Here is a 23,597-nt window from a genome sequence, read left to right as displayed (position 1 = left end):
CCGGAGGACAAAGGGCATACGCGAATCCACGCTAGGACCCAGCCGGTGGAGACCCCGGATCCTTGACGAACGCACGATGCTCGATCAGTGAACCAACGCCACAGGATGGCATAGGTTCGGCTTTGTCTGCCTTGGATTGGAGGTTTCCCTACCGCACTTCCGGCAATGATGGTGTGCCTCTTCAGTAACCCCGGCTGATGGAAAGCCGGAAGAGAACAAAAAGGCCCGCACCGTCGTTGCTTCAGATGTCCTCGCATTTCTCGGAAGGCCGAGATAGCGACTGGAGGGGTTAATTCCAGGTACCTTACCGTATCCTCACCAATTAGAGGACCAGCGGACACCCATGGGCACGTGCGACTTTGGGCTGACCGGGAGATAAGAACATTCGTTGTAACAATCAAGAATTTTCTTGGCTAAAGGCAAAAAAAATGCGCGGCGTCAACTGGATGCCGGAAATCCTTGCTGACGAGGGCGAAAAGCCCTCCGAATGATGGAGCAAAGTGCTGGCTCCAAGACCGCCACGCTTGGCTGAGGGCATATGGTAAAACTTGACACCAACCCGGGATTCGTCATGGGTCTATCCGGTTGAAGAACAGGATTACCACGAAAAATGGACACCCTCACCCGCATACGCGCCTTCATCGATGTCGTCGAAGCCGAGGGTTTTTCGGCCGCCGCCCGCAAGACCGGGCGCTCGAAGGCGTTGCTGTCGAAATATGTGCGGGAACTCGAAGACGAACTCGGCGCGCTGCTGCTGAACCGAACCACCCGGCAATTCTCGATGACGGAAGCTGGCCACACCTATTTTCGCACCGCCTCCGATATCCTGAAAGAGATCGACAATCTCGCCGACCTCGTCCGTGAAAACAACGTCCAGCTCAAAGGGCGGCTGAAGGTCTCGGTGCCGCGCACCTTCATGGATGCGGATGTCGGCCAGTCGCTGATCGACTTTGCCAAGGAAAACCCGGATCTTTCGCTGGAGATCGCTGCAGAGGACCGCTTCGTCGACCTGATCGAGGAGGGCTTCGATGTCGCCGTCCGTGTTACGAAACTCGAGGATTCCGGCATGATCGCCCGGAAAATCTCGGATTTTCGCGTGCATATCTGCGCCACGCAGGAGTTTCTCGACCGCCATCAACCCCTCGATCATCCGAGCGACCTTTCCCGCATCCCCTTCATCATCGACACCAACAACCGTGCGCAGGGCAGCATCCGATTTTGCAACCCCGACAGCACCTGGTTCAATGTCCCCATCACCGGCCCGATGGAGGTCAACAGCCCGCATGCAACATTGCGCGCCGCGCTGGCCGGCATCGGTTTTGCCATCGTACCAGACTTTATCGCCCGCAAGAGCATCGAGAGCGGCGCACTGGTGACATTGTTCAACGACTACATACCGACAGATCGCGGCATCTACGCCGTCTACCCGCATCGGCGCTACCTGCCAGCAAAGGTACGCATCTTCGTCGACTACCTGCACAACTGGTTTCGCAAGAACGGCTAGGCTCCCTGCCACACTTGGACCGGTCCCAATTCCGTCTCATTTTTTCACGAAGTTGCACCATGAACGATGACCTGCGATGCGCCGAGGGCTCATGAATAAAACAACCCTCCTGCTCGCCGCAATGCTGTTGCTGGCGCCCGCCGCAGCATTTGCCCACCCGCATATTTTCGTGCAGGCGCGGCTTGAGGTGGTGGCCGGCGATGACGGCAACGTCAAGGAGCTTCAGAATGTCTGGCGGTTCGACGAGGTATTCTCGTCTTCGGTGCTGATGGATTTCGACAAGAACGCCAACCTGAAGCTCGACCCGGACGAACTGACTGCAGTCGGCGCCACCGTGCGCGATTCGCTTGCCGACTACGATTACTACGTGAACATGTCGTTGAACGGAAAGGCGATTAAGGTGAACAAGCCTGATGTCATTCACGTCGACTACAAGGACGGACAGTTGTTGATGTTCTTCAAGGTCTCGCCGGCAGAGCCGATGCCGATGAAGGGTAACCGACTTTCCTTCGGCATCTACGACCCGACGCTCTACACCTCGATCGACTTCCCGACAGACGGCGACCTCGTGACCATCGGAAGCACCTTCAAATCCTGCACCACGAAGGTCGTGCGCCCCGACCCGGACGAGGTTATCGCCGAGAACAAGTCATCGCTGACCGACGCCTTCTTCAACGACCCCACCGGGACGACCATGTCGAAACTGTTTGCAACACGGATCGATGCCCAATGCTGAACCGCCGCCTTGCCTTTGCGTCGCTTGCAGTTGCGCTCCTCCTCGCCGCAACCGGCCTCGCGCACGCCACCGGGTCGCCTCTCGGCATCGGCACCGCTGAACCGAGCTTCCAACCAATCGGCGGCCCTCTTGCGCCAATCTTCCTTTACGTCAACGACCAGCAACAGGCGTTTTACCGCGCCCTGACCCAATCGATCGGCGCCATGCGCAAGGATCCTTGGCAGCTCTCGACATTGATCGGATTATCCTTCGCCTACGGAATTTTCCACGCGGCCGGTCCCGGCCACGGCAAGGCGGTGATCTCGTCCTACATGGTTGCGAACGAGATCCAGTTGAAACGCGGCATCGCGATTTCCTTCGTGTCCGCCTTCGTCCAGGGCGTGGTTGCCATTGCCGTCGTTGGTGCCGCCTATTTCGTGCTGCGTGGCAGCGGCATCACCATGACCGAGGCGACCAACGCCATGGAGATCTCCTCCTTCGTGATGGTCATATTGTTCGGCTGCTGGCTGCTGTTTCGCAAATTGCGCTCAATGATGCGCGCCATGCCCGAGCGCCGCATGGAAATGGCGACCCCTGCCGGCCCTGTCAGCGTCGCGCTGTTCGACAGCGGTGCCTTCGCCCGCAACGACGCAACCGTGGCGTCTGCCGGCCAGTTTAACTGCGATGCCCCGACCCTTGGAACGGCCGGGGTGGTCTGCGAGGATTGCGGACGTGCGCACCTGCCCGATCCCTTGCTTCTGAAAGCGGAGCATTTCAGCGCGCGTGAAGCCTGGTCGGCCATTGTCGCCGTCGGCCTTCGCCCCTGCTCCGGCGCCCTGCTGGTCATGACCTTCGCAATGCTCAACGGGCTCCTGCTCGGCGGCGTGCTGTCGGTGTTCGCCATGTCGCTCGGCACGGCCATCACCGTGTCGATGCTGGCGATCATGGCAGTCACTGCCAAGGGGCTCGCGATGCGCCTTGCCGGGCCGGGATCGGCAAAGTCCACCTGGGTGGGCAACGGCATAGAGCTTCTCGGCGCCGTCTTCGTGATTGTAACGGGTATCGTCCTGCTGGGCGCGTCGCTGCAGACCTAGAGATCAGGACCGGTTGCGTCGCTGATATCTAGCCCGCAGCCAGAAGATCAGAAAAAAGCAGAGAATGACGGCGGCGCCGAAACCCGTCGCCAGCCAGGGTGAAAATTGACCGATCCACAACACGGCATCCGGCATCAGGTACAGCACCGTACCAGCGCCGAGCAGGATGATCGCTGCAGCGATTGCTGACGATTGGTCTTCCGACTTTTTATCGGTCAAGCAGCTTACCCCTTGAAGCGCCGATGGCGCGACTGCGCGTCGGGAGCCGATCGATGGCGAACTGCCGGTCCGACACGTGCCGGCAGTCTCGAACGTGTATCAGCCGCGCAGTGCCGCAGCTTCCGCCGCAAGCTTGGTGATGCCCGCCCAGTCGCCCGAAGCGATCAGTTCCTTTGGCGCCACCCAGGACCCGCCGACGCAGATGACGTTCGGCAACGACAGATAATCGCGGGCATTCTTCAGAGATACGCCGCCCGTCGGGCAGAACATCGTCCCGGCCAGCGGCGACGAAAGCGCCTTGAGATAGCCAGCACCGCCTGCCTGCTCGGCGGGGAAGAACTTCAACACCTGATAGCCCTCTTCGCGTAGCGCCATGACTTCGCTCGCGGTCGCCGCACCCGGCAGCAAGGGAACGCTCGACTGTCTCGCGACATCGAGCAACTCCTGCGTCGTGCCCGGGCTGACGATGAATTTCGAACCGGCTTCGACGGCCGCTTCCCAATGGGCGACGTTGAGGATGGTACCGGCACCAACCTCGGCGCCTTCGACTTCGTCGGCCACGGCGCGCACCGCATCCAGAGCTGCCGCCGTGCGCATGGTGATCTCGATCGCCTTCAGTCCACCGGCGACCAGGGCCCGGGCAAGCAAGACTGCCGACTTCACGTCGTCGACGATCAGCACCGGCACGACCGGTGCATATTGCAGGATGGCTAGCAGCTTTTCGGTTTTTTCACCCATCGCCGACACTCCAGAAAACGATTGAATTTCAGACTTCGATAACCCTCCTGAACATCCTTGTCGAGACAAAAGCGGGCAACCGCCCGCCCGGGTAGGAAATGCCGCAGACATCGGTTAGCCTGCCTGAAACAGGACGAGGCCGGGGGAGGCTGACACCATTGGCAAAAGAGATTGAACGCAAATTCCTGGTCCGGCACGACGGATGGCGGGATCTGGTGGCCGAAACGATCGGACTGCAACAGGCCTACATCGCCTCGATGGAGGATCGATCCGTCCGTATCAGGCTTGCCAACGGCACGCAGGCGACGCTGACAGTCAAGATCGGCAAGCGCATGACCCGCGACGAATTCGAGTATTCCATTCCCTTGGCCGATGCGGAGGAGTTGATGACGAAAGCCGTTGGCGTGCCGATTATCAAGACCCGCCACAAGGTGCCGTACAAAGGGTTTACCTGGGAAATCGACGTGTTCGACGGTGTGCATGCGGGCTTGCAGATCGCCGAGGTCGAGATGGGGCACGAGGATGACAATCCCGAGCTGCCGGATTGGCTTGGCGAAGAAGTCACCGGCCAGCACCGCTATTCCAACCAGGCACTGGCGATGCGCTCCGAAGTCTAGGATGCCCGCCCTCGACCACTGTAGAGCCAGCTTTGCCACAGGGGTCGTAAATCGACATTGCGTCAAAGGGCTCAAGGCTGTATTTCGACCACATGACCGACATCACCTCGTCCACGCCCTCAGGCGTCAGCTCCTTTCTGGTGGCAGCGCTCTATCATTTCGCCGATTTCTCGCGGTTTGCCTCCATGCGCGACCCGCTGCAGAGGCTTTGCGAGGAACAGGGCGTCAAGGGCACGCTGCTGCTCGCCCATGAAGGGATCAACGGAACCATCGCCGGCACGGACGCTGGTGTATCCACGGTTCTTGCTTTCCTGCGCGCCCTGCCGGAATTTTCCGCGCTGGAGCACAAGGAGAGCCGCGCGTCGAAGATGCCATTCGTGCGCATGAAGGTGAAGCTCAAGAAGGAAATCGTCACCATGGGCGTCGAGGACATCGACCCCAACAGCATCGTCGGCACCTACGTCGCGCCTAAAGACTGGAACAGCCTGATTTCCGACCCCGATACCATCCTGATCGACACCCGCAACGACTACGAGACGGCCATAGGCGTCTTCAAGGGCGCAATCGATCCGAAGACCAAGACCTTTCGCGAGTTTCCGGAGTGGGTTCGGCAGAACACCGGGCTGCACAACAAGCCCAAAATCGCCATGTACTGCACCGGCGGCATCCGTTGCGAAAAGGCGACGGCCTTCATGAAGCAGCAAGGCTTTAACGAGGTCTATCACCTCAAAGGCGGCATTCTCAAATATCTCGAGGAAGTGCCCGAAGAGCAGAGTCTCTGGGAGGGCGCCTGCTTCGTCTTCGACGAGCGCGTCTCTGTCGAACACGGGCTGAAGGAAGGCGAGCACAAGCTTTGCCATGCCTGCCGCACGCCGATTACTGCCGAAGAGATCACCTCGCCCTACTACGAGGCCGGCGTCTCCTGCAGCCAGTGCTACGATGTCAGAAGCGAGAGCGACCGGGAACGGTTCCGAGAACGCCAGCGCCAGATCGAGCTTGCCCGCAAGACCGGCCGCGCCCACCGCGGCTAGAGTTTCCAGCAAAAGTGCGCAAATGCGCCAGGCCGGATATCAGCCCGAAATAGCGACCCGTTGCCCGTTTTCCTCGGCATCGCGAAGCTCGGCCTGATAGCGCTTTGTAATGTCGGCGGCCGTCATTGGCTTGCCGTGGAAATATCCCTGCAACTCGTCACAGCCGAACAGCCGCACCGCGATCCCCTGCTCCTCGGTCTCGATCCCCTCGGCGGTCACCGGGATATCCAGCGAGCGGGCAAGAGCCACCGTTGCCTGCAGCATGTCGCGGGCGCTCTTGCCTTCCAGCACGCCCATGGTCAGCGATTTGTCGATCTTGATGCGGTCGAAGCCGAACTGGCGGAGATAGCCGATCGATGAGAAGCCCGATCCGAAATCGTCGAGCGCCACCTTGACGCCGAGCGCCTTCAGACGCTCGATTGCGACGCGTATTCGCTTCGGGTTCTGGATGATGTAGCCTTCGGTGATCTCCAGCGTCACGCGCTCGGGATCGATCTCCGTCTGCTTGAGCACATAGCGCACATAGTCGGCGAAGGCCGGGTTGCGGAACTGGCTCGGCGAAACATTAACGGCGATACGCATGCCTGGCCAAGCGACGGCCGCCTCACAGGCCCGCCGGAGAACCAGCAGCCCCAGCCCCTCGATAAGACCGCTGGTTTCGGCCACCGGGATAAAAACTTCAGGAGATATCGGCCCGTAGCCGGGGCGATCCCAGCGCACCAGCGCTTCGACTCCGATCATCGCATGCGTCGCCGCGTCGACCAGCGGCTGGTAGACCACACCAAGGGTTTCCCCTTCGATCGCAGCACGCAGATCGAGCTCCATGGCATTGCGACCTTCGCGATCGGTGTCCATGTCGCTGTCGTAGCACATCATGCGGGAGCGGCCTGCTTCCTTGGCCTTGTACATCGCGAGATCGGCGCGGCGCACCATTTCCTCACGACCGACGCGGCCTTCGGGAGACATGGCGATGCCGATGCTGGCGCCGACCACGATGACGCGGCGGCCGATTTCGAGCGGTTCCGAGAGGAAATCGAGCACCTGTTCGGCAAGGCCGAGGGCTGGGCCGTCATTCAGGTCTTCGCCGGGGAAGGCAACGGCAAATTCATCGCCGCCCAGCCGCGCAAGAATGGCGTTTCCCGGCACCAGGACCTTAAGCCCGGCAGCGATGGCGCGGATAAGCTGGTCGCCGGTACCATGGCCGTAGGAATCGTTGATCTCCTTGAAGCCGTCGAGATCGAGATAAAGAAGCAGCACGTTGCTGCGATCAAGCGATGCCTGCTCGATCATCTGGTCGACATGAACCCGCATGCCTTCCCTGTTTAAAAGCCCGGACAGCCGGTCCTGCAGGGCCGCCTCGCGCGCTGCTGCTTCCTCTGCCCGCAAACGCTTGTTGGCAAGCGATCCAAGCATCAGCAGCACCACGAAGAACATGCCGACCAACCCGAGGGCGCCGGCCACCAGCGGCCGCGCCTGCTGGTAGCTCATGTCGCCGGGAATGCTCGACTGCCAGACCATCTTTCCGAGCGTCCGGCCGAGCGGATCGACGACCGGGACCGCATTTGCCGACGCCGTGTCCGCTGAAACCAGATGCAGGCCGTTGATGACATAGTTATCTGCCATCGCCTTGATTTGATCGGCGTCAAGGTGGCGAATGAAAACGAGGTAACGCCGCTGGCCTACGGGCACCGGGACAGTCCCCGATTTCTGCCGGACCAGCGCCACGCCGGCAACCGCCACGCCGTTGCTGGTGTCGATAAAGCCGGCCGCTTCCGGCATTGCTCCTGCGGGCGCTGAACGGGCCGTGTCGAGCAAAGACCAGATCGCAGGGTCGAGCATGCTCTTCATAGGTTCGGTGCTGGGCTTGCCGTTCTGGTACGCGAGGACAGGCTTTCCGCTCTCATCGACAACGATCACACCGTCGAAAAGCGGGTTGTTCGCAGACATCCCCCCGAAGTTGCTTGCCACCCAATCCATGCCATCGGGCGCATAGACGAATTTCGCCGCATCGTCCCACGCCGCATAGTCGTTGAGCGTTGCTTTCAGCTGGGTCTGGAATGTCTTCAGCGCGCCAGTCGTTGTCTGGAAGGAGCGCTTCTCATCGAGCCTGTTGGAGTAATCTGCCACTCGGGCAACAGCCGTCAGAACCATCAGGGTCACGACAGCGACCACGAGCGCAAACGAAAACAGCACGGCCATCACGATCGAATGACGGTCGCGTCCAATATCCCGCTGAAACAACTTCGAAAACGCGCCCATACGGCACTCCTTAAGCGCGGAATATGCAGAACAGGTCTTCAAGAACCGTTAAGGAAATTGAGAACGCGCGTAAAGACACAGGAACAATACAACCTTTTGCTGCATTTCCCCGCACCTCTACCCTGGGACCAAGGGGTTAGCATCCCTTGGCGTCGGTGATCAGGTCGCGGTATGGTTGCCTTTTGGAAACAGCGCCGCCAGTTCGGAATACCATTTTCCGCTGCTCTTGACGGTGCGCACCTGCGTCTCGTAATCGACATGGACCAGGCCGAAGCGCATGCGATAGCCCTCCGCCCATTCGAAGTTATCCATCAGGCTCCAGGCGAAGTAGCCACGCATCGGATATCCGTCCTTGATGAGATCAGCGACGATATTGAGATGGTCGATGTAATAGTCGAGCCGCGGCTGATCGTCGACCACACCGTCCACGACGCCCATGTTATAGGCGGCCCCGTTCTCGGTGATGTAGCATTCCGGCATCTCGTAGCGCCGATAGAGGTCCTCGATCAGCAGCTTCAGGCCGGGTGCGTAGACTTCCCAGCCGATATCCGTCTTGACGTCGCTGACCGGCGGCGCCTCTTTCGTCCAGGGAAAGTCGCCCGATTTCTCCGCATCGTCGAAGACACGATCCGGCTTGTAGTAGTTGATGCCGACCCAATCGAGCTTTTGATTGATCAGCGCCATGTCGCCATCGGCAATCTCGGGCATGCGATCGCCCAGCGCTGCCAGGAAGGCCTCCGGATACTGGCCCTTGAAGACCGGATCGAAGAAGGCCCCATTGTGGAACTCGTGCGCCCGCTCTACAGCCGCATGATCGGCCGCACCGTCCGAGCCTGAGATGATCGACGCGGCGTTGAGCACCAGCCCGACCGGCACCTTCGGCGCCTCGGAGCGGATCGCCTCCACGCCGAGCCCGTGGGCGAGATTGATATGGTGCATGGCCGCAAGCGCCGCTTCCATGTTTCGTTCGCCCGGCGCATGGATGCCCCAGAGATGGCTGAGCCAGACGATGCACCAGGGCTCGTTGAATGTAGCGACCGAATCCAGCCGGTCTCCGAGTCGTGCCATAACCGTCTTGGCATAGCGCTGGTATGCATAGGCCGTCGAGCGCGCCGTCCAGCCGCCGTCACCCATCAGCGAAAGCGGCAGATCCCAGTGATAAAGCGTCGCGAAGGTCTTGATGCCGCGTGCCTTGCAGCCGTCGACCAGCCGGTCGTAGAAATCCAGCCCCTTCTCGTTGATCGGCCCGGTGCCTTCCGGCACGATGCGCGGCCAGGCGATCGAGAAGCGATAGGCCTCAACGCCCATCTCCTTGATAAGATCGAGATCCTCGTCCAGCCGGTTGTAGTGATCGCAAGCGACATCGCCGTTGTCGCGCTGGAAAACTCTGCCCGGCATGTTGCAGAACGCGTCCCAGATCGACGCCTTGCGTCCATCGGTCCTGGTGGCACCCTCGATCTGGAAAGCGGCCGTCGCCACGCCGAAGGTAAAGTCACCGGGAAACCGCGCGGCCATCGTTTTTGGATCGATCATGGAATGTCTCGTTTTCTTGAACTGATGGTGGACGATTTAGACCGGCAACTACCCGGTTGTACAGATGATGAATGTCAAAACTGCAACGTTGCAGACAAGCCCCGCGCGTCCACCTGAAATCCGGCCTTCCATGACCGCATCGGTTGCCCATCGGTATCGCACCCCTCAATTGATGTCGGTCAATCCGCGCGCCCCAACGGTGGGTTACCTTGACGCCTCTTGCGCTAACCGGGCCTGGAGGGATCGAGGCCTCAAACTGCGGTTCTGAGCCTCCAATGGGAACGAGAGATGTCCATGACCGCTGAGAGAACAGACCGTTTGAAGACCACGCTGCTCCTCGTGGCGATGTTCACACTCGCACTCGGGCTGCTTCTTTACGTCCTAGATCACCCGGATGCTGCAAGGCTTGCATGGCAGGTCGGCGTCGTCCCGGTTCTGGCGGCATTGATCTTCGAAATCGCGCGCAGCGTCTGGCGTGGCGAAGTGGGCCTCGACATCGTGGCCGCATTGTCCATGACCGCAGCGCTTCTCTTCGGTGAGACGCTCGCCGCAGCGGTGGTCGCCGTCATGTATTCCGGCGGCACATTTCTGGAAAGCTTCGCGGAAGGCCGCGCCCGGCGTGAGATGAGCGCGCTGCTCGCCCGTGTCCCCAGAACCGCGACGCGTTATGCCAACGGTGGTCTGGCAGACGTTGCGCTGGAGATCATCGAACCCGGCGACCTGCTTTTGATCCACCAGGGCGGGATCGTGCCTGCAGATGGCGACATCGAAAGCCCGCAGGCGATCCTCGATAAGTCGGCCCTGACAGGCGAGTCGATGCCGGTGCGGCTGGACAAGGGCCAGGAGGCGATGAGCGGATCGACCAATGCCGGGGAAGCATTCGACCTGCGCGTGCGGCATCGCGCCGCCGACAGCACCTATGCAGGCATCGTGCGCCTGGTCGAGGCCGCGCAGGCATCCAAGGCCCCGATGGCGAGGCTGGCCGACCGCTATTCGCTGTGGTTCCTGCTGGTGACGATCGCGCTGTCTGCAGCCGCATGGTGGTTCACCGGCGATCCCATTCGCGCAGTGGCTGTCCTTGTCGTGGCGACCCCCTGCCCGCTGATCCTTGCCGTCCCGGTGGCTTTGGTGGCCGGTCTTTCCCGTGCAGCCCATTTCGGCGTTCTCATCAAGGGCGCAAAGCCGCTGGAAGCCCTGGCGCGGATCAGCACCTTGATTCTCGACAAGACCGGAACCCTGACGGACGGGCGCCCGCAAATCGTTTCGATCGAGGCGCACAACGGAATGTCGGACGGTGAGATCCTGTATTTCGCGGCCGCACTCGAGCAGGCCTCGAAACACCCCATGGCACAGGCCATCGTTGCAGCGGCGCTTCGCCAGAGCGTGGTGCTGCCATTGCCGGAAAACGTCGTCGAGCGCCCCGGTGAAGGCGTCATCGGAACGATCTCCGGCCGCCAGGTATCGGTGGGAGGCATCGCATTCGTCAGCAAACAGGCCGGCGTGGTGTCCGCAGCCAGTCCGATCATGGACGTCGGGACGGTCGTTGTCGCTCTCTCCGTCGACAACAGGATCGCAGGCTACATCACCATGGCGGATGCATTGCGCACGGGAACCGTCGAACTCATTGCCAACCTGCGCCTGCTTGGCATCAAGCGGATTTTGCTGGCCACCGGAGATCGGCGTGCGGTGGCGGAAACGGTGACCAAGAACCTTGGCCTCGACGCCGTCAGATCAGACCTGACGCCCGACCAGAAAGTCCTTCTGGTGCTGACCGAGCGCAAGAACGGGTCGGTGATGATGGTGGGTGATGGGGTCAACGATGCCCCGGCATTGGCCGCCGCCGACATCGGCGTTGCCATGGGCGCCCGCGGAGCCGCCGCCTCGGCTGAAGCCGCCGATATCGTGCTTCTTGTCGATCACCTGGATCGCCTGCTGCCCGGCATCGAAATTGCCAAAAGCTCCCGGCGTATCGCCATGGAAAGCGTCATCGCGGGCATCGCCATGTCGGTTATCGGAATGATCGCCGCAGCACTGGGTTACTTGACACCTGTGCAGGGAGCCGTGCTCCAGGAACTCATCGATGTCGCGGTGATCCTGAATTCGCTCAGAGCCCTGCGGATCACCCCCAGGATCGCGCCCGTCACGGCAGAGGATTGATTACAGGCTGCGCCGCCGGACTATCCTTTTCGGGCACGGACGGACTGCCTGCGAGCTTCTCATGCTTGTCAAACCTGACCTACTTACCCAATCCGAGGATCGGGTAAAGCGAGGCTACGAGCAAGAGAGCCATGACTATGTTGAATGCCCTTAGGCGCGCGGAGTTCGACAACCATTGCCGGATCACCGTTCCGAGCCATGCCCATACCGATATCGCCGGAAAGCAGACGAGGGCGAAGGCGATTGCCACGACAAAAACCGAAACCAGGGAGCATTCCGGAGCATACAGCGTGATCGCCGAGAGCCCCATGGCCCATGCCTTCGGGTTTACCCACTGAAAGCCAGCGGCTTGAAGGAATGTCATCGGGCGGCCCTTGGAAGCACGCTGTTCGACGGATGCAGAGGTCGCTATCTTGTATGCCAGCCACAACAAATAGGCAATCGACACCACTTTGAGCGCGCCGTACATCATCGGTAAGATGTCGAAAAGCGCCATCAGGCCAACGCCCAGCAGAAGCGTCATGATCGAGACGCCTGCCACAATTCCGAGCATGTGAGGCAGCGTTCGGCGAAATCCAAAATTTGCCCCCGACGCCATCAGCATGAGGTTGTTTGGGCCCGGCGTTACCGTTGTGACGAAGGCAAAGCCCAGCAAGGCGACGATCACCGTGAAATTCATCCAATTGCCTCCTCTAATTTTCCTTCGCAATAATAAGGGGAGACGGCTGCAATTAATCGTCTAATATGCGTTGAACACCAACTTCAACGCAATGAATGATGACGATGGATCAGATAGACGACAGTATATTGCGAGAGCTGCGACGGGATGGACGCATCACAAACGTCCAGCTTGCGGAACGGGTTAACCTTTCCCCTTCGGCCTGCCTGCGTCGCGTCCAAGAGCTTGAGCGGACGGGCGTCATCCGGGGCTACCGCGCGGTCACGGATCCTGTGCGTCTGGGTCGCGGCTTCACGGTCTATGTCATGGTAGGCTTGTCATCGCACACCAAGGCGGCACTTGAGGGCTTTGAGCGCGCCATGTCGATCGCACCCGAGGTCGTTGAGTGCCACAATATAGCTGGCGCATTCGAATATCTGCTGCGCGTGGAAACCGGCGATCTTGCCGACTTCAAACGATTTCACACGGATGTCCTGGGGACGAGATCGTACCTCAGCTCCATCACTTCCCTGATTGTCATGGACTCACCGAAGGACGAGCGCGCAGTCTGACATCATGACGCCTGACTGAGCCTTCGGATCGCCGGCGGAACGCTCCTTCGGTTTTCGCTCCGGAGGAACAGCTGCCGCAAGTCCGGCACTAGGGGAAAGCTACCCGTCTAAACGGCCTGCGCCAGAACGGTTTTGGAGAGGGCACGCTGCAGGGCTTCGATGCAAATCGGATCGTGCGATTGCCCTGCGCCTTCCCAGAGGATCGACATCGCCTTTGTAACGGACATCGCGGGCCTGTATGGCCGATCTGCGGTCAGCGCGTCGAACACGTCAGCCGTCGAGACGATCCGCACTTCCATCGGGATATCCTCTGCGTGCAAGCCACGGGGATAGCCCTTGCCGTCCAGTCTTTCATGATGCGCGCCACCGACGACCGCCGCTGCTGAAAAGGCACCGATGTTCGAGAGAATTTTCTCGGACAGCTCGGCGTGGCGCTTCATCTGCGTCCATTCCTTTTCATCCAGCTTGCCGGGCTTGTCGAGGACGCTGTTGCTGACGCCGAGCTTGCCGATATCGTGAAGCAAGGCGGCGCGTTTCAGCAACCGGCGCCCGACGAGATCGAGGCCCATCTCTTCGGCAATCAGATCTGTAAACAACGCGACGCGATCGCTATGGCCCGAGGTGAAAGGGCTCTTGGCGTCGATCACCCTGGCAAAGCCGGCTGCGATATCATCCAGATAGTCCTCGTCTGCCATGATCAGCTGCTGGCCGGGTTCCAACGCCAGAACGAATTCCTCGACGTCGTCGGCGTTCAGGGCCTCCCAGAAGCCTTCTGTCTGGGCGACGCGGGAGAACGCGTCGATCAACGACGGATCGAACCAGCGGCCTTTGCGCAGGCGAATTTCCTTCAACGCATTCTGTGGCCCACCGCTGCGCTGGAAGACATCGATCACTTGGGCCAGCAAGGCTATGCGAGAGAAGAGCGGGATGTCCTCGCCGGCCAGGCCCTCCGGTTTGCCGCCACCGTTCCAGTGCTCGTCGAGCCCCATGATGCCGTGTGCCACGCTCTCCGAGAAGCGCATCTGCCGGGCAATTTCGGCCCCACGCTGACAGCGGGTCTGGATGAGTTCGGTGGAAAAGTCCCCGCCGTTCTGAAGGACATGGACAATGCTGCGAAAGCGTTCCGCGAGGCCTGCCTGCATGCCGGTGTGACCGATGACGAAACGCAGCATCTGGCCGAGACTGCTGTCCACCAGTTTGAAGTCGCGCTTGAAGCTCAGGTCATCGGCGAGATAAAGCTCGCATATCCGGGCCGCATTGCTGCTGCAGCCGAGATCTTTCAGGAGCAGCGTATAGTAGAGGTCCTGGAGCTCGCTGTCGCCCAGACCGATTTCGCGGCCTATCAGAGTACCTATGTAGCAGCAGCGGATGCAGTGCCCCGGAGGCTGTCCTTCCGTCATATCGAGCGCCTGGCTGAGAGCCTCTATAATTTCTGCCAAACGAATGTTGATGCCGGCCATCGGATCAGTCTCCTCCGGGCCGCAGATTAGCAAAGGAAAATTGACAAAAATTGAACCCGGCGCCAGCGCCATGTGTTGCGGCACTCTCCCGCTCCCACCTGGACGTCATGGGGCAAGGGTGATCGTCGCTTCGTTCGCTGGTTTCAGTTTGTGATCCGCGTCGGGTTGCAGCATGTCGGTAATACGGTCGGCCGCCAATGCTCCGCTGACGAAGAACCCCTGGCCGCTATCGCAGTGGATCGACCGCAGGAATTCCAGCTGATCTTCTGTTTCGATGCCCTCTGCCACCACTTTCATTCCGAGAGTGTGTCCAAGCTCGACGATGGCGTTGACGATTGCGGTATTCTGCAGCTTCTTGCCGAGCCCAGCGACAAACGACTGGTCGATTTTCAAAGTGTCGATGGGAAAATCGCGGAGATGGGTCAGCGAGGCATAACCAGTGCCGAAGTCATCAAGCGACACGTGCACTCCGGCTTCGCGCAACTCGGTCAGCAGGCGCCCTACCAGCTTCGGGTCGTCCCCCCAGAAGACCGTCTCCGTCACCTCCACCTCGAAGCTTGACCGGGGAATTTTCATTCCGTCGATTTTTCTGATCAGGGAGCTCGCAAAATCGGGATCCTGAAAACTGTATTCACAGGCGTTGAAGCTGATCGTGCCGGGATCGATCCCCATGGCCCGCCATCGGACGATGTCGCTGACGATGCCATCCAGTATGTGTCTGGTTATCGTCTTGGAACTGGTCGGATCCGCAAAGGCCGGCCAGAAATCCGAGGGCCCGCTGATCGTTCCGTCCTCATTCTCGATGCGAGCCAGCGCTTCGAAGCCATAGACGGACAGATCGTCGAGCCGGAATTTTGGCTGGTAGTAGGGTACAATGCGGTTTGCAGCAGCCGCGCTGCGCACCTTCTCCAGTGCCATGCGACGTGTGTCGAAGATCGTCGCGATTTCCGGGCCGAAGAAGCCGATGCTGCCACGGCCGGAGCGCTTGATCTTGTAGAGCGCCATATCCGCACATCTCAGCAATTGGTCCGGTGTGTTAGCGTCGTCCGGAAAGCAGGCAATACCGATCGACGCGGAGACGTGGATCGCTTCGCTCTGAAACCGGATCGGCGATTTCACCTGGGACATGACCTCTTCTGCAAGCGTACGCAGGTCGTCCGTCGCGATCGGTCGTTCCAGGACCAGCGCGAATTCGTCACCGCCGAGCCGGGCAACGAAAGAGCTCTCGCCAGCCACCAACTGCAGCCGCTTTGCGATCCTGGCAATGACCTCGTCTCCGGCCTGGTGACCGAGCGTGTCGTTGACTTCCTTGAAGCTGTCGAGATCGATCAGCAGAAGCCCGACTTTCTGGCTTTCATGCCGGGCCTTCGTCAGCCGCTCCGCCAGGTCTTTTTGAAACCAGTGCCGGTTTGCAAGACCGCTCAGGTGATCGACGTGGGCACTATGCCAGAGCGTGCGCTCTGCATCGTGCCGTTCGGTGATGTCCTGGAAGATGCCGATGATATGGGCGGGCACCCCGTTTTCCATCTCGACATCGCCGCTGCAGCGAATGCGGCGCTTGCGACCGCGTGCCGTTATGAAATTTGCCTCGACCGCAAAGGCACTGCCCAGCTTTACCGCCTCTTCGACTGCGTGCCTGACACGTGTGCGGTCCGGCTCGGGATAAAACTTGAGCCCGTCTTCGAGCGTCACCGTCTCGCCGTCCTCGAGTTCATGGAGAATACGGATCTGATCGGACCAGATGACGGCGTTCGTCGCTATATCGATGCGCCATGCGCCGATGGCAGCCATTCTCTCGACCTGCGTCAGCAGCGCTTCGCGGCGACTTGCCTCCCTGGATTGACGATGGGCTTCGGCGGTCGCCGCCTGGGACGTAACAAGATGACGGTGCGCCAGTAAGAGGCCTTCGACAGCACGCCCCAGACGGACAAGCTGCTGGATTTGCTGTTCGCTCGGCTCCCTGGGGTCCTTGTCGATAACGCAGAGCGCCCCGAGACAAAGTTCGCCATCGAGCGAGAGAGGCACACCGGCGTAGAACCGGATATGATTGTCGCCCGTGACCAGCGGGTTGTCTTTGAAGCGAAGGTCCTTCGACGCGTCGTGAACGACAAGCGGCGCATTCTCTTTGATCGTGTAGTCGCAGAACGCGATGCTGCGGGACGTGCCATCGAAATCGATGCCACATTTAGCCTTGAACCACTGGCGGTCCTCCGCCATCAGCGATATCACCGAAGTCGCACAGCCGAAGATAGTCGCTGCGACTTCGACAATCGCGTCGAAAGCAGCGGTTGGTGCCGTCCCGATGATCTGCAGATCCTGAAGGGCCGCTATGCGCCTCGTTTCTTCCACTATGCTTCGCTGAACCATCGCGACGCTCCTCATTCGATAGTCCTTCGGATCAATATTGGGGGTCTGGATGTATTTGCAGGCGCAGTAACGGCATCCCTGCCATCATATGCAGTATCTCTAAAAAATTCATTTCGAAGGCCCCTAAGTCAAAATAGGCATTTTCGATGTATTTTGACAGGGATTTTGAAGACGAACGCGACCTTCGTCCCTACAGATATTTCCTGTGTGGCTAATGACCGGTTTCTTTTGGAGCTTAGTTGATGATTGTCGCGAGACTGAGTTGGCAGGGGCACTCTAGAAACTGTCTTTGGAAAATCCAAAATTTAATAATTAAAACAACATTCGTTTGCTTGAAATTGAGTTCCACATCGGGGTCGGAAATTCATTTGAATTTGCACTGCTAACGCGGCACGAAAATAAAATACCGCAGTCTGGCAACCCAAAAATCTCCAACGTATTTCCCGCAGACTTGCATGAGAAGAATTTAACCTTCTTTCGCGGCGGGTCAAAAACCTGGCATCCGGCTTTACTGGCGAACCAACACTGTTTCTGTCCAAAAGATCACAAGCCCAGGCCCTGCCGGCGTGGGCCGACACACCGATCACGCCTGATCCGATTGCCATTTCCCGGCGTACCGCAACCCAAGAAATTGAGTAAGGAAATCTGTCTTGGCCGCCGCTGAAGCATCGATCAATGAGCTGTCGTTTCCGCTGACGCGCACTGCCGCGTTGCAGCGCCTGCGCGAATTTGTACCCGATGCCGGCGCAAGCTATGCCCGCCTGAGAAATTTCGACCACGGGCCAGGTGGCCACGTGAATGTCTCACGCCTGTCAGCCGCGCTTCGGCGACGCCTGATCGGCGAGGACGAGGTCGTCCGCGCCGTCTTGGCAATGCATGGACCCACAACATCAGAAAAGTTTATCAGCGAGGTCTTCTGGCGAACCTACTGGAAAGGATGGCTGGAACAGCGGCCGACCGTCTGGACCGGTTACCTGCAATCGCTGGACCGGGCGCGCGAGCACCTCGATGCCGATACGGCTCGGGCGCGGCGCTTCGCAGATGCCTGCGCTGGCCACACTGGAATAGACTGTTTCGACGCCTGGGCAGCAGAGCTGGATGCCACCGGCTATCTCCACAACTGGGCGCGGATGCAGTTCGCATCGATCTGGGTCTTTACCCTCGGCCTGCCATGGGAACTCGGAGCAGCCTTCATGCTGGACCGCCTGATTGATGCAGATCCGGCATCGAATACCCTGTCGTGGCGTTGGGTGGCGGGACTTCATACCGCAGGAAAAGCCTATCTGGCCGATGCCGAAAGGATCCGCACAATGACCAGCGGCCGGTTCGCGCCCCGCAGGCTCGCCCAACACGCCAGCATAACTGCCGACACCGTCTCGGTTCCGCCCGCCTCGCAGCCCAGAATTTCGCAAACGCCCGACAACACCTCACCTACCCTGCTGCTGGTCACCATCGAGGATCTGTCGCTCGAAACCTTGCCGGCCTTCGACACCCTCAACGTCAAAGCCATCGCCTTTCTGTCGGAGGACGACGCTGCCGATCGCACGTCGCTGGAAGATGCCTTCGCGCGCCTTGGGTTGCGCTGGCCCGACGCGGTCGTGCTGGGAGCACTCGGTCCCACTGCGTTTCACGACGCGAAAGCATCGGGATGCCGCCAGGTTGCGACCGGGTTTGCGCCCGTCGGCCCGACAGCGGATCGGTTGCAACGTCTTCAGAGGCAAGCCCTCGACGAAGGGCTTTCGTTTGCCGAAAATCTCCGCCCCTGGGATCGTCGCGCCTGGCCGCATTGTCGCAAGGGCTTCTTCGGGTTGAAAGAAAGGATCCCCGAACTCCTCAAAGCCGCAGGCCACCAAGCATGACGCGGCAGCGTAGCGTCACAGTGCTCAGTTTACGGAGACATTTCCGATGAAAGACCGTTTTCGCCCCGTGCCCCAGAGCCGTCTTGGCCGTCTGGCGGCCCTTGGCCAGATCGCCGGCGGCGTTGCCACGGGGATGCTGGGCGAAGGCTTGCGCCGTCTGGCAGACGGCGAGCGACCGCATCTGAGCGACCTGCTTTTAACCCCCTCAAACGCCTTGAAGGTTACCGAGCAGCTGTCGCGCATGCGCGGTGCAGCGATGAAGCTCGGCCAGATGTTGTCGCTCGATGCGGGAGACATGCTGCCCCCGGAATTGACCGCAATCCTCGCCCAGCTGCGCAACGACGCCCACTTCATGCCCACATACCAATTGGAACGCGCACTCTCGGCGGCATGGGGACCGGGCTGGCGACGACACTTCGCGGAGTTCGACACGCGGCCTATCGCAGCCGCCTCCATCGGCCAGGTCCACCGCGCCCGCCTCGTCTCCGGACGCGAACTGGCGATCAAGGTCCAGTATCCCGGCATCGCAAAAAGCATCGACGGCGACATCGACAATGTCGCCACCCTCTTGCGGATCTCGGGCCTCGTGCCCGCCGGTCTCGACATCGCGCCTCTGCTTGCCGAAGCCAGGCGCCAATTGCACGAGGAGGCAGATTACCTGCGCGAAGCGGCACAGATGCGCCGCTATGGCGAACATCTCAAGGGGGACGGTAGATTTGCGCTGCCCGAGCCTTTCGAGGAGCTTCTGAGACCCAACGTCCTGCCAATGGATTTCGTGGCCGGGGTCCCGATAGAAAGCCTGGCAAATGCCTCCCAGATGCAGCGAAACGCCGGCAGCGAAGCGCTGTTTGACCTCCTGCTGCAGGAACTGTTCTCGTTCGGGCTCATGCAGACCGACCCGAACTTCGCCAACTATCGCTGGCAGCCCGATAGCGATCGGATTGTCCTCCTCGATTTCGGCGCCACGCGCGTCGTCGAGCCGGAAACCGCCGAGGGCTACCGCGATCTGCTGCGCGCAGGCATCGCTGGCGACGCGGACCGTGTCCGCAATGCGCTGGTGGCGATGGGGTTCGTGTCGGAGGCGCAGATAGCCCGTCACCGCGTGGCGATCGATGCGATGATCGGCATCGGCTTGGAGCACGCGCATACGAGCAAGGATGGCCTTTTCGATTTCGCCGATCGGCAGTTTGTCACCGCCATAAGGGAGCTGGCCGCACCGGTGGTTGCCGATCGAGCCAGCTGGCGCCTGCCGCCGCCCGACAAGCTCTTCCTGCAGCGCAAGATCAGCGGGATGGTTCTGCTGTTCACCCGGCTGCAGGCGCGCCTGCCGCTCTTGGAAAAACTCGCTGCCTATACCTGATCGAAAGCTTCGCTCACGCGCTACCGCGCACCTATCCGCGCTCCATCCCCTTGCTTCATCAATCAATATACATTATACTTAAATGTATATTGATTGATGAAGGATGCCACGATGGCAATGACAAGGGTTACCGACAAGCTTTCAGTGATGCCGCAACCTGACTTGGGGGACTTCAAGCTCTTCGCGGATCAGGGATTTACGACGCTGGTCAATGCCCGGCCGGATGGGGAGGAACCATCGCAACCGGGAACGGACGCCGAAGAAGATGCCGCGCAGCGTGCGCATCTGAAATACGCATTCGTGCCCGTTACCGTCGCGACGATCACGGAAGCCGATGTTCGGGCATTTCAGCGGGTCATGGATCAATCGCCTGGCCCTGTCGTCGCCCATTGCAAATCGGGCACCCGCGCATTGCTGCTGTACGTCATCGGTGAGGCCCTGGACGGGCGGATGGCAGTTGCAGATGTCACCGCGTTCGGACAGACGCATGGCATCGACACGTCGGCGGCAGCCATATGGCTGACCACGCATATGGCGCGGCGTCCCGTGGTCAACGGCTTCTTCGACGAGCGCACCTCCAGCATACAGTATGTGCTGTCGGACCCTGAGACGGGCAAGTGCGCCATTATCGATCCGGTGCGCGATTTCGACGAAAAGGCCGGTTCGACGGGAACGGCAAATGCCGACATCATTCTCGATTATGTCAGGCAGAACCGACTTGAGGTGGAGTGGATCCTCGACACCCATCCCCACGCCGATCACTTTTCCGCAGCTCAATACCTAAAGGAACAGACCGGCGCTCCGACCGCCATCGGCGAAAAGGTCGTCGACGTTCAAAAGCTCTGGAAATCGATCTACAACTGGCCGGCTCTGGCGACCGACGGCTCCCAGTGGGACAGGCTTTTCGCGCACGGAGAAACATTCCGCGTCGGCTCGATTGACGCAAGGGTCATGCTCTCTCCCGGCCATACCCTTGCATCGGTTACGTACGTGATCGGCGACGCTGCCTTCGTGCACGACACATTGTTCATGCCCGACAGCGGCACGGCACGGACCGACTTTCCGGGCGGCGACCCGCATATGCTGTGGCGCTCGATCGGCGAAATTCTGGCGCTTCCCGACGAGACCCGGATTTTCACAGGCCACGACTACCAGCCGAACGGCCGCGCGCCCCGCTGGGAAAGCACTGTAGGTGAGCAGAAGCGAGCCAATTTCCACATTGCCGGCGTATCGGAGGAGGCGTTCGTCAAACTGCGCAGGGAACGCGATGCGACACTTCCCATGCCCAAGCTGATCCTGCACGCCCTGCAGGTCAACATTGTCGGCGGAAGGTTGCCGGAGCCGGAGGCGAACGGCAGGCGCTACCTCAAATTTCCGCTGGACGCTCTCGAAAGGACGATAGCCTGATGACCGTGGATCCAGGCAAATCAGCAGCACCGGCAATGACGCCGCAGGATATGGCAGCCCGCGCAGCCACAGTCGCAGGCCTTATGAAGACGCTCGCGCACCCCGCAAGGCTGATGATCGTCTGCACCCTGGTGGAAGGCGAGCGCTCGGTCGGCGAACTCGAGGTGATGCTCGATCTCCATCAGCCGCATCTCTCCCAGCAGCTGACTGTGCTGCGTGAGGCCGAAATCGTGGCGACCCGCCGCGAGGGGAAGCAGGTTTTCTACAGCCTGACAGAGGAAAAGGCCGCCCAGCTCGTGGGCGCTCTCTACGAGATATTCTGCAAGCCGGAGGCCGGGCAATGACAGTCTACCTTCCGTCGCTTATCGGAGGCATGCTCATAGGCCTGTCCTCCGTCACGCTGCTGCTGCTCAATGGCCGCATCGCCGGCATCAGCGGAATTGTCGGTCGCCTTGTCCAAGGAACGGGCATCGCCACGAACATCGCTTTCGTAGTCGGCCTTTTCCTCGGCCCTGTCGTCTACCTCACTCTCGCCGACAGGTGGCCGGCTGTCGAGATTTCAGCCGGATGGCCGCTTCTGATCGTCGCCGGCCTCCTCGTTGGTTTCGGATCGCGGATGGGGTCCGGCTGCACCAGTGGCCATGGCGTTCTCGGTCTCGCGCGTCTCTCGCCCCGCTCGATGGTTGCCGTCGCCACATTCCTGGTGGCCGGTGTCATCGCGACGACGGTGCTTCGAGGGTTCGGACAATGAACAGCCCCCTCCTCCGTATCCTCGCGTCTCTGGCGTCAGGCATCGTTTTCGGTTCCGGCCTCGCCCTTTCAGGCATGCTGAACCCGGCGCGCGTGCAGGGGTTCCTCGATGTCTTCGGCGCCTGGGACCCCAGCCTTGCCTTCGTTCTCGGCGGCGCCGTCCTCGTCGCGTTTATCGGCGTGCGCATCATGAAGCGCATGAAACGCCCCGTGCTCGACGACAGCTTCCACCTGCCATCCAGCACAGCGATCGACGCGCCGCTGATTGCCGGTTCTGCGCTGTTCGGCATCGGCTGGGGGATCGGCGGCTTTTGTCCCGGCCCGGCGCTTGCCTCGCTGACGGTCGGCTTCTCCGGGTCTTTTGTCTTTGTGATCGCCATGCTCGTCGGCATGGCGTTGCACGACCGGGTGTGGAGCAAACCGGCGTGACCTATTCGATCGTTTCCGCGGTCGGTTCGGGCAGCCTCGTCGGCTTCATGCTCGGGCTGCTTGGCGGAGGCGGGTCGATCCTCGCCACGCCGCTGCTTCTTTATGTCGTTGGCGTTGCCGAGCCGCATGTCGCCATCGGGACCGGAGCGCTGGCTGCTTCGGTCAATGCCTTCGCAAACTTCGGTATACACGCTGCCAGGCGCCATGTCTGGTGGCGCTGCGCCATCGTCTTCTCAGCTCTGGGCATGGTGGGCGCCCTCGCCGGATCGACGCTCGGCAAGTCCATGGACGGGGACAGACTGATGCTGCTTTTTGGCGGCGTCATGGTGGTGATCGGTGCACTGATGCTCCGGCCCAGGAAGCTGAACACGGAGACGCCGCGACCTGTCGATGCCAGGATGTGCCTGATGACGGCAGGCGTGGCCTTGGTCTCGGGACTGGCGTCCGGCTTCTTCGGGATCGGCGGTGGTTTCCTGATCGTTCCCGGGCTTATGCTCGCCACAGGCATGCCGATGATCAATGCGGTCGGATCATCGCTTCTGTCGGTAGGCGCCTTCGGACTGGCGACAGCCATCAACTACGCGGCATCCGGCTTGGTCGACTGGAGGCTTGCATCCGAATTTGTCGGCGGCGGAATAATCGGCGGCGTCTTCGGCATGCTGCTATCGACGCGGCTAAGCGTTTACAAAAGCCTGCTCAACCGTATGTTCGCTCTGCTGATCTTCGTCGTCGCCGGGTACGTGCTGTATCGGAGCATGCCGGGGCTGACGAGCCGATAGCACCGGCGGGCGCCGATATGGTACCCGATACACTGATCCCTACGTCCAGCGACGCACCACAAGACGAGCACTTGCATCAGCCACCATTC

The 23,597-nt window shown here is 60.5% G+C and carries 21 protein-coding genes; 14 read left to right on the top strand and 7 right to left on the bottom strand.

Annotated elements, in window-relative coordinates; translation table 11 throughout:
- Positions 1-610 precede the first annotated feature (610 nt).
- The 3 genes from EQW76_RS19070 (at position 611) to EQW76_RS19060 (ending at position 3,313) form a co-directional block, all read left to right on the top strand.
- Positions 611-1,504, top strand: a complete 894-nt coding sequence (locus EQW76_RS19070; protein WP_142830482.1) for a LysR family transcriptional regulator — start codon at positions 611-613, stop codon at positions 1,502-1,504.
- A 91-nt stretch (positions 1,505-1,595) separates the two neighbouring features.
- A complete protein-coding gene (locus EQW76_RS19065) occupies positions 1,596-2,240 on the top strand; it encodes a DUF1007 family protein (protein WP_142830480.1) in 645 nt (214 codons plus the stop codon).
- Complete coding sequence (locus EQW76_RS19060; protein WP_142830478.1) at positions 2,234-3,313, top strand: nickel/cobalt transporter; 1,080 nt, start codon at positions 2,234-2,236, stop codon at positions 3,311-3,313. Before EQW76_RS19065 ends, EQW76_RS19060 begins: the two co-directional genes overlap by 7 nt.
- 3 nt (positions 3,314-3,316) lie before the next feature.
- On the opposite strand, the gene EQW76_RS19055 is transcribed toward EQW76_RS19060, so the two are convergent.
- Entirely contained in the window at positions 3,317-3,532 is a 216-nt protein-coding gene (locus EQW76_RS19055) for a hypothetical protein (RefSeq protein WP_142830476.1), read from the bottom strand.
- A 99-nt stretch (positions 3,533-3,631) separates the two neighbouring features.
- Positions 3,632-4,270, bottom strand: a complete 639-nt coding sequence (locus EQW76_RS19050; protein ID WP_111218820.1) for a 2-dehydro-3-deoxy-phosphogluconate aldolase — start codon at positions 4,268-4,270, stop codon at positions 3,632-3,634.
- 158 nt (positions 4,271-4,428) lie between these two features.
- Between EQW76_RS19050 and EQW76_RS19045 the strand changes: the two genes are divergently transcribed.
- A complete protein-coding gene (locus EQW76_RS19045; protein ID WP_142830474.1) occupies positions 4,429-4,887 on the top strand; it encodes a CYTH domain-containing protein in 459 nt (152 codons plus the stop codon).
- Positions 4,888-4,979: 92 nt separating this feature from the next.
- Entirely contained in the window at positions 4,980-5,918 is a 939-nt protein-coding gene (locus EQW76_RS19040; protein WP_142830472.1) for a rhodanese-related sulfurtransferase, read from the top strand.
- A 39-nt stretch (positions 5,919-5,957) separates the two neighbouring features.
- Here EQW76_RS19040 and EQW76_RS19035 read toward each other — a convergent pair whose 3' ends face one another.
- A complete protein-coding gene (locus tag EQW76_RS19035) occupies positions 5,958-8,117 on the bottom strand; it encodes an EAL domain-containing protein (RefSeq protein WP_224127970.1) in 2,160 nt (719 codons plus the stop codon).
- A 219-nt stretch (positions 8,118-8,336) separates the two neighbouring features.
- Complete coding sequence (locus EQW76_RS19030; protein ID WP_142830468.1) at positions 8,337-9,710, bottom strand: GH1 family beta-glucosidase; 1,374 nt, start codon at positions 9,708-9,710, stop codon at positions 8,337-8,339.
- A gap of 294 nt (positions 9,711-10,004) precedes the next feature.
- Here EQW76_RS19030 and EQW76_RS19025 point away from each other — a divergent pair, with 294 nt between their 5' ends.
- Positions 10,005-11,867, top strand: a complete 1,863-nt coding sequence (locus EQW76_RS19025; protein ID WP_143123064.1) for a heavy metal translocating P-type ATPase — start codon at positions 10,005-10,007, stop codon at positions 11,865-11,867.
- A gap of 79 nt (positions 11,868-11,946) precedes the next feature.
- Here EQW76_RS19025 and EQW76_RS19020 read toward each other — a convergent pair whose 3' ends face one another.
- Positions 11,947-12,546, bottom strand: coding sequence for a LysE family translocator (locus EQW76_RS19020; RefSeq protein WP_142830464.1), 600 nt, complete (start codon positions 12,544-12,546; stop codon positions 11,947-11,949).
- Positions 12,547-12,650: 104 nt separating this feature from the next.
- Between EQW76_RS19020 and EQW76_RS19015 the strand changes: the two genes are divergently transcribed.
- The gene (locus tag EQW76_RS19015) at positions 12,651-13,097 is read left to right on the top strand and encodes an Lrp/AsnC family transcriptional regulator (RefSeq protein ID WP_142830462.1); all 447 of its coding nucleotides are present in this window, start codon (positions 12,651-12,653) and stop codon (positions 13,095-13,097) included.
- A gap of 107 nt (positions 13,098-13,204) precedes the next feature.
- On the opposite strand, the gene EQW76_RS19010 is transcribed toward EQW76_RS19015, so the two are convergent.
- Together EQW76_RS19010 and EQW76_RS19005 are read right to left on the bottom strand one after the other, a co-directional pair.
- Positions 13,205-14,557 (bottom strand): HD-GYP domain-containing protein, encoded by a 1,353-nt coding sequence (locus tag EQW76_RS19010; protein WP_142830460.1) that lies wholly within the window; start codon positions 14,555-14,557, stop codon positions 13,205-13,207.
- Between the two features lie 105 nt (positions 14,558-14,662).
- Complete coding sequence (locus EQW76_RS19005) at positions 14,663-16,924, bottom strand: EAL domain-containing protein (protein WP_161990967.1); 2,262 nt, start codon at positions 16,922-16,924, stop codon at positions 14,663-14,665.
- Positions 16,925-17,574: 650 nt separating this feature from the next.
- Here EQW76_RS19005 and EQW76_RS19000 point away from each other — a divergent pair.
- The 7 genes from EQW76_RS19000 (at position 17,575) to EQW76_RS29830 (ending at position 23,508) form a co-directional block, all read left to right on the top strand.
- Positions 17,575-18,783 carry an FAD-binding domain-containing protein gene (locus tag EQW76_RS19000; protein WP_224127940.1) on the top strand — a complete coding sequence of 403 codons (1,209 nt, stop codon included), beginning with the start codon at positions 17,575-17,577 and terminating at the stop codon, positions 18,781-18,783.
- A 46-nt stretch (positions 18,784-18,829) separates the two neighbouring features.
- Complete coding sequence (locus EQW76_RS18995) at positions 18,830-20,143, top strand: AarF/ABC1/UbiB kinase family protein (RefSeq protein ID WP_142830456.1); 1,314 nt, start codon at positions 18,830-18,832, stop codon at positions 20,141-20,143.
- Positions 20,144-20,254: 111 nt separating this feature from the next.
- On the top strand, positions 20,255-21,550 hold the full coding sequence (gene blh / locus EQW76_RS18990) for a bifunctional sulfur transferase/dioxygenase Blh (RefSeq protein ID WP_142830454.1): 1,296 nt from the start codon (positions 20,255-20,257) through the stop codon (positions 21,548-21,550).
- Positions 21,550-21,894, top strand: coding sequence for a sulfite-sensing transcriptional repressor BigR (bigR, locus tag EQW76_RS18985; RefSeq protein ID WP_142830452.1), 345 nt, complete (start codon positions 21,550-21,552; stop codon positions 21,892-21,894). Before blh ends, bigR begins: the two co-directional genes overlap by 1 nt.
- Entirely contained in the window at positions 21,891-22,301 is a 411-nt protein-coding gene (locus EQW76_RS18980; protein ID WP_142830450.1) for a YeeE/YedE family protein, read from the top strand. Before bigR ends, EQW76_RS18980 begins: the two co-directional genes overlap by 4 nt.
- Positions 22,298-22,729 carry a DUF6691 family protein gene (locus EQW76_RS29835; RefSeq protein ID WP_142830448.1) on the top strand — a complete coding sequence of 144 codons (432 nt, stop codon included), beginning with the start codon at positions 22,298-22,300 and terminating at the stop codon, positions 22,727-22,729. The genes EQW76_RS18980 and EQW76_RS29835 overlap by 4 nt, the downstream gene beginning before the upstream one ends.
- Positions 22,726-23,508, top strand: a complete 783-nt coding sequence (locus tag EQW76_RS29830) for a sulfite exporter TauE/SafE family protein (RefSeq protein WP_244616981.1) — start codon at positions 22,726-22,728, stop codon at positions 23,506-23,508. Before EQW76_RS29835 ends, EQW76_RS29830 begins: the two co-directional genes overlap by 4 nt.
- Positions 23,509-23,597: the final 89 nt, after the last annotated feature.

This window comes from Rhizobium sp. rho-13.1, from assembly GCF_007000305.1.
GTDB classification, from domain to species: domain Bacteria; phylum Pseudomonadota; class Alphaproteobacteria; order Rhizobiales; family Rhizobiaceae; genus Rhizobium; species Rhizobium rhododendri.
This window is presented reverse-complemented; position numbering and strand designations above follow the sequence as displayed.

Bases quoted from the DNA above. Each gene is read 5' to 3' on its own strand.
- EQW76_RS19070 (WP_142830482.1), top strand. From the start codon at position 611: ATGGACACCCTCACCCGCATACGCGCCTTCATCGATGTCGTCGAAGCC.
- EQW76_RS19065 (WP_142830480.1), top strand. From the start codon at position 1,596: ATGAATAAAACAACCCTCCTGCTCGCCGCAATGCTGTTGCTGGCGCCC.
- EQW76_RS19060 (WP_142830478.1), top strand. From the start codon at position 2,234: ATGCTGAACCGCCGCCTTGCCTTTGCGTCGCTTGCAGTTGCGCTCCTC.
- EQW76_RS19050 (WP_111218820.1), bottom strand. From the start codon at position 4,270: ATGGGTGAAAAAACCGAAAAGCTGCTAGCCATCCTGCAATATGCACCG.
- EQW76_RS19040 (WP_142830472.1), top strand. From the start codon at position 4,980: ATGACCGACATCACCTCGTCCACGCCCTCAGGCGTCAGCTCCTTTCTG.
- EQW76_RS19035 (WP_224127970.1), bottom strand. From the start codon at position 8,117: ATGGCCGTGCTGTTTTCGTTTGCGCTCGTGGTCGCTGTCGTGACCCTG.
- EQW76_RS19030 (WP_142830468.1), bottom strand. From the start codon at position 9,710: ATGATCGATCCAAAAACGATGGCCGCGCGGTTTCCCGGTGACTTTACC.
- EQW76_RS19025 (WP_143123064.1), top strand. From the start codon at position 10,005: ATGACCGCTGAGAGAACAGACCGTTTGAAGACCACGCTGCTCCTCGTG.
- EQW76_RS19020 (WP_142830464.1), bottom strand. From the start codon at position 12,546: ATGAATTTCACGGTGATCGTCGCCTTGCTGGGCTTTGCCTTCGTCACA.
- EQW76_RS19015 (WP_142830462.1), top strand. From the start codon at position 12,651: ATGGATCAGATAGACGACAGTATATTGCGAGAGCTGCGACGGGATGGA.
- EQW76_RS19010 (WP_142830460.1), bottom strand. From the start codon at position 14,557: ATGGCCGGCATCAACATTCGTTTGGCAGAAATTATAGAGGCTCTCAGC.
- EQW76_RS19005 (WP_161990967.1), bottom strand. From the start codon at position 16,924: ATGGTTCAGCGAAGCATAGTGGAAGAAACGAGGCGCATAGCGGCCCTT.
- EQW76_RS18995 (WP_142830456.1), top strand. From the start codon at position 18,830: ATGAAAGACCGTTTTCGCCCCGTGCCCCAGAGCCGTCTTGGCCGTCTG.
- blh (WP_142830454.1), top strand. From the start codon at position 20,255: ATGGCAATGACAAGGGTTACCGACAAGCTTTCAGTGATGCCGCAACCT.
- bigR (WP_142830452.1), top strand. From the start codon at position 21,550: ATGACCGTGGATCCAGGCAAATCAGCAGCACCGGCAATGACGCCGCAG.
- EQW76_RS18980 (WP_142830450.1), top strand. From the start codon at position 21,891: ATGACAGTCTACCTTCCGTCGCTTATCGGAGGCATGCTCATAGGCCTG.
- EQW76_RS29835 (WP_142830448.1), top strand. From the start codon at position 22,298: ATGAACAGCCCCCTCCTCCGTATCCTCGCGTCTCTGGCGTCAGGCATC.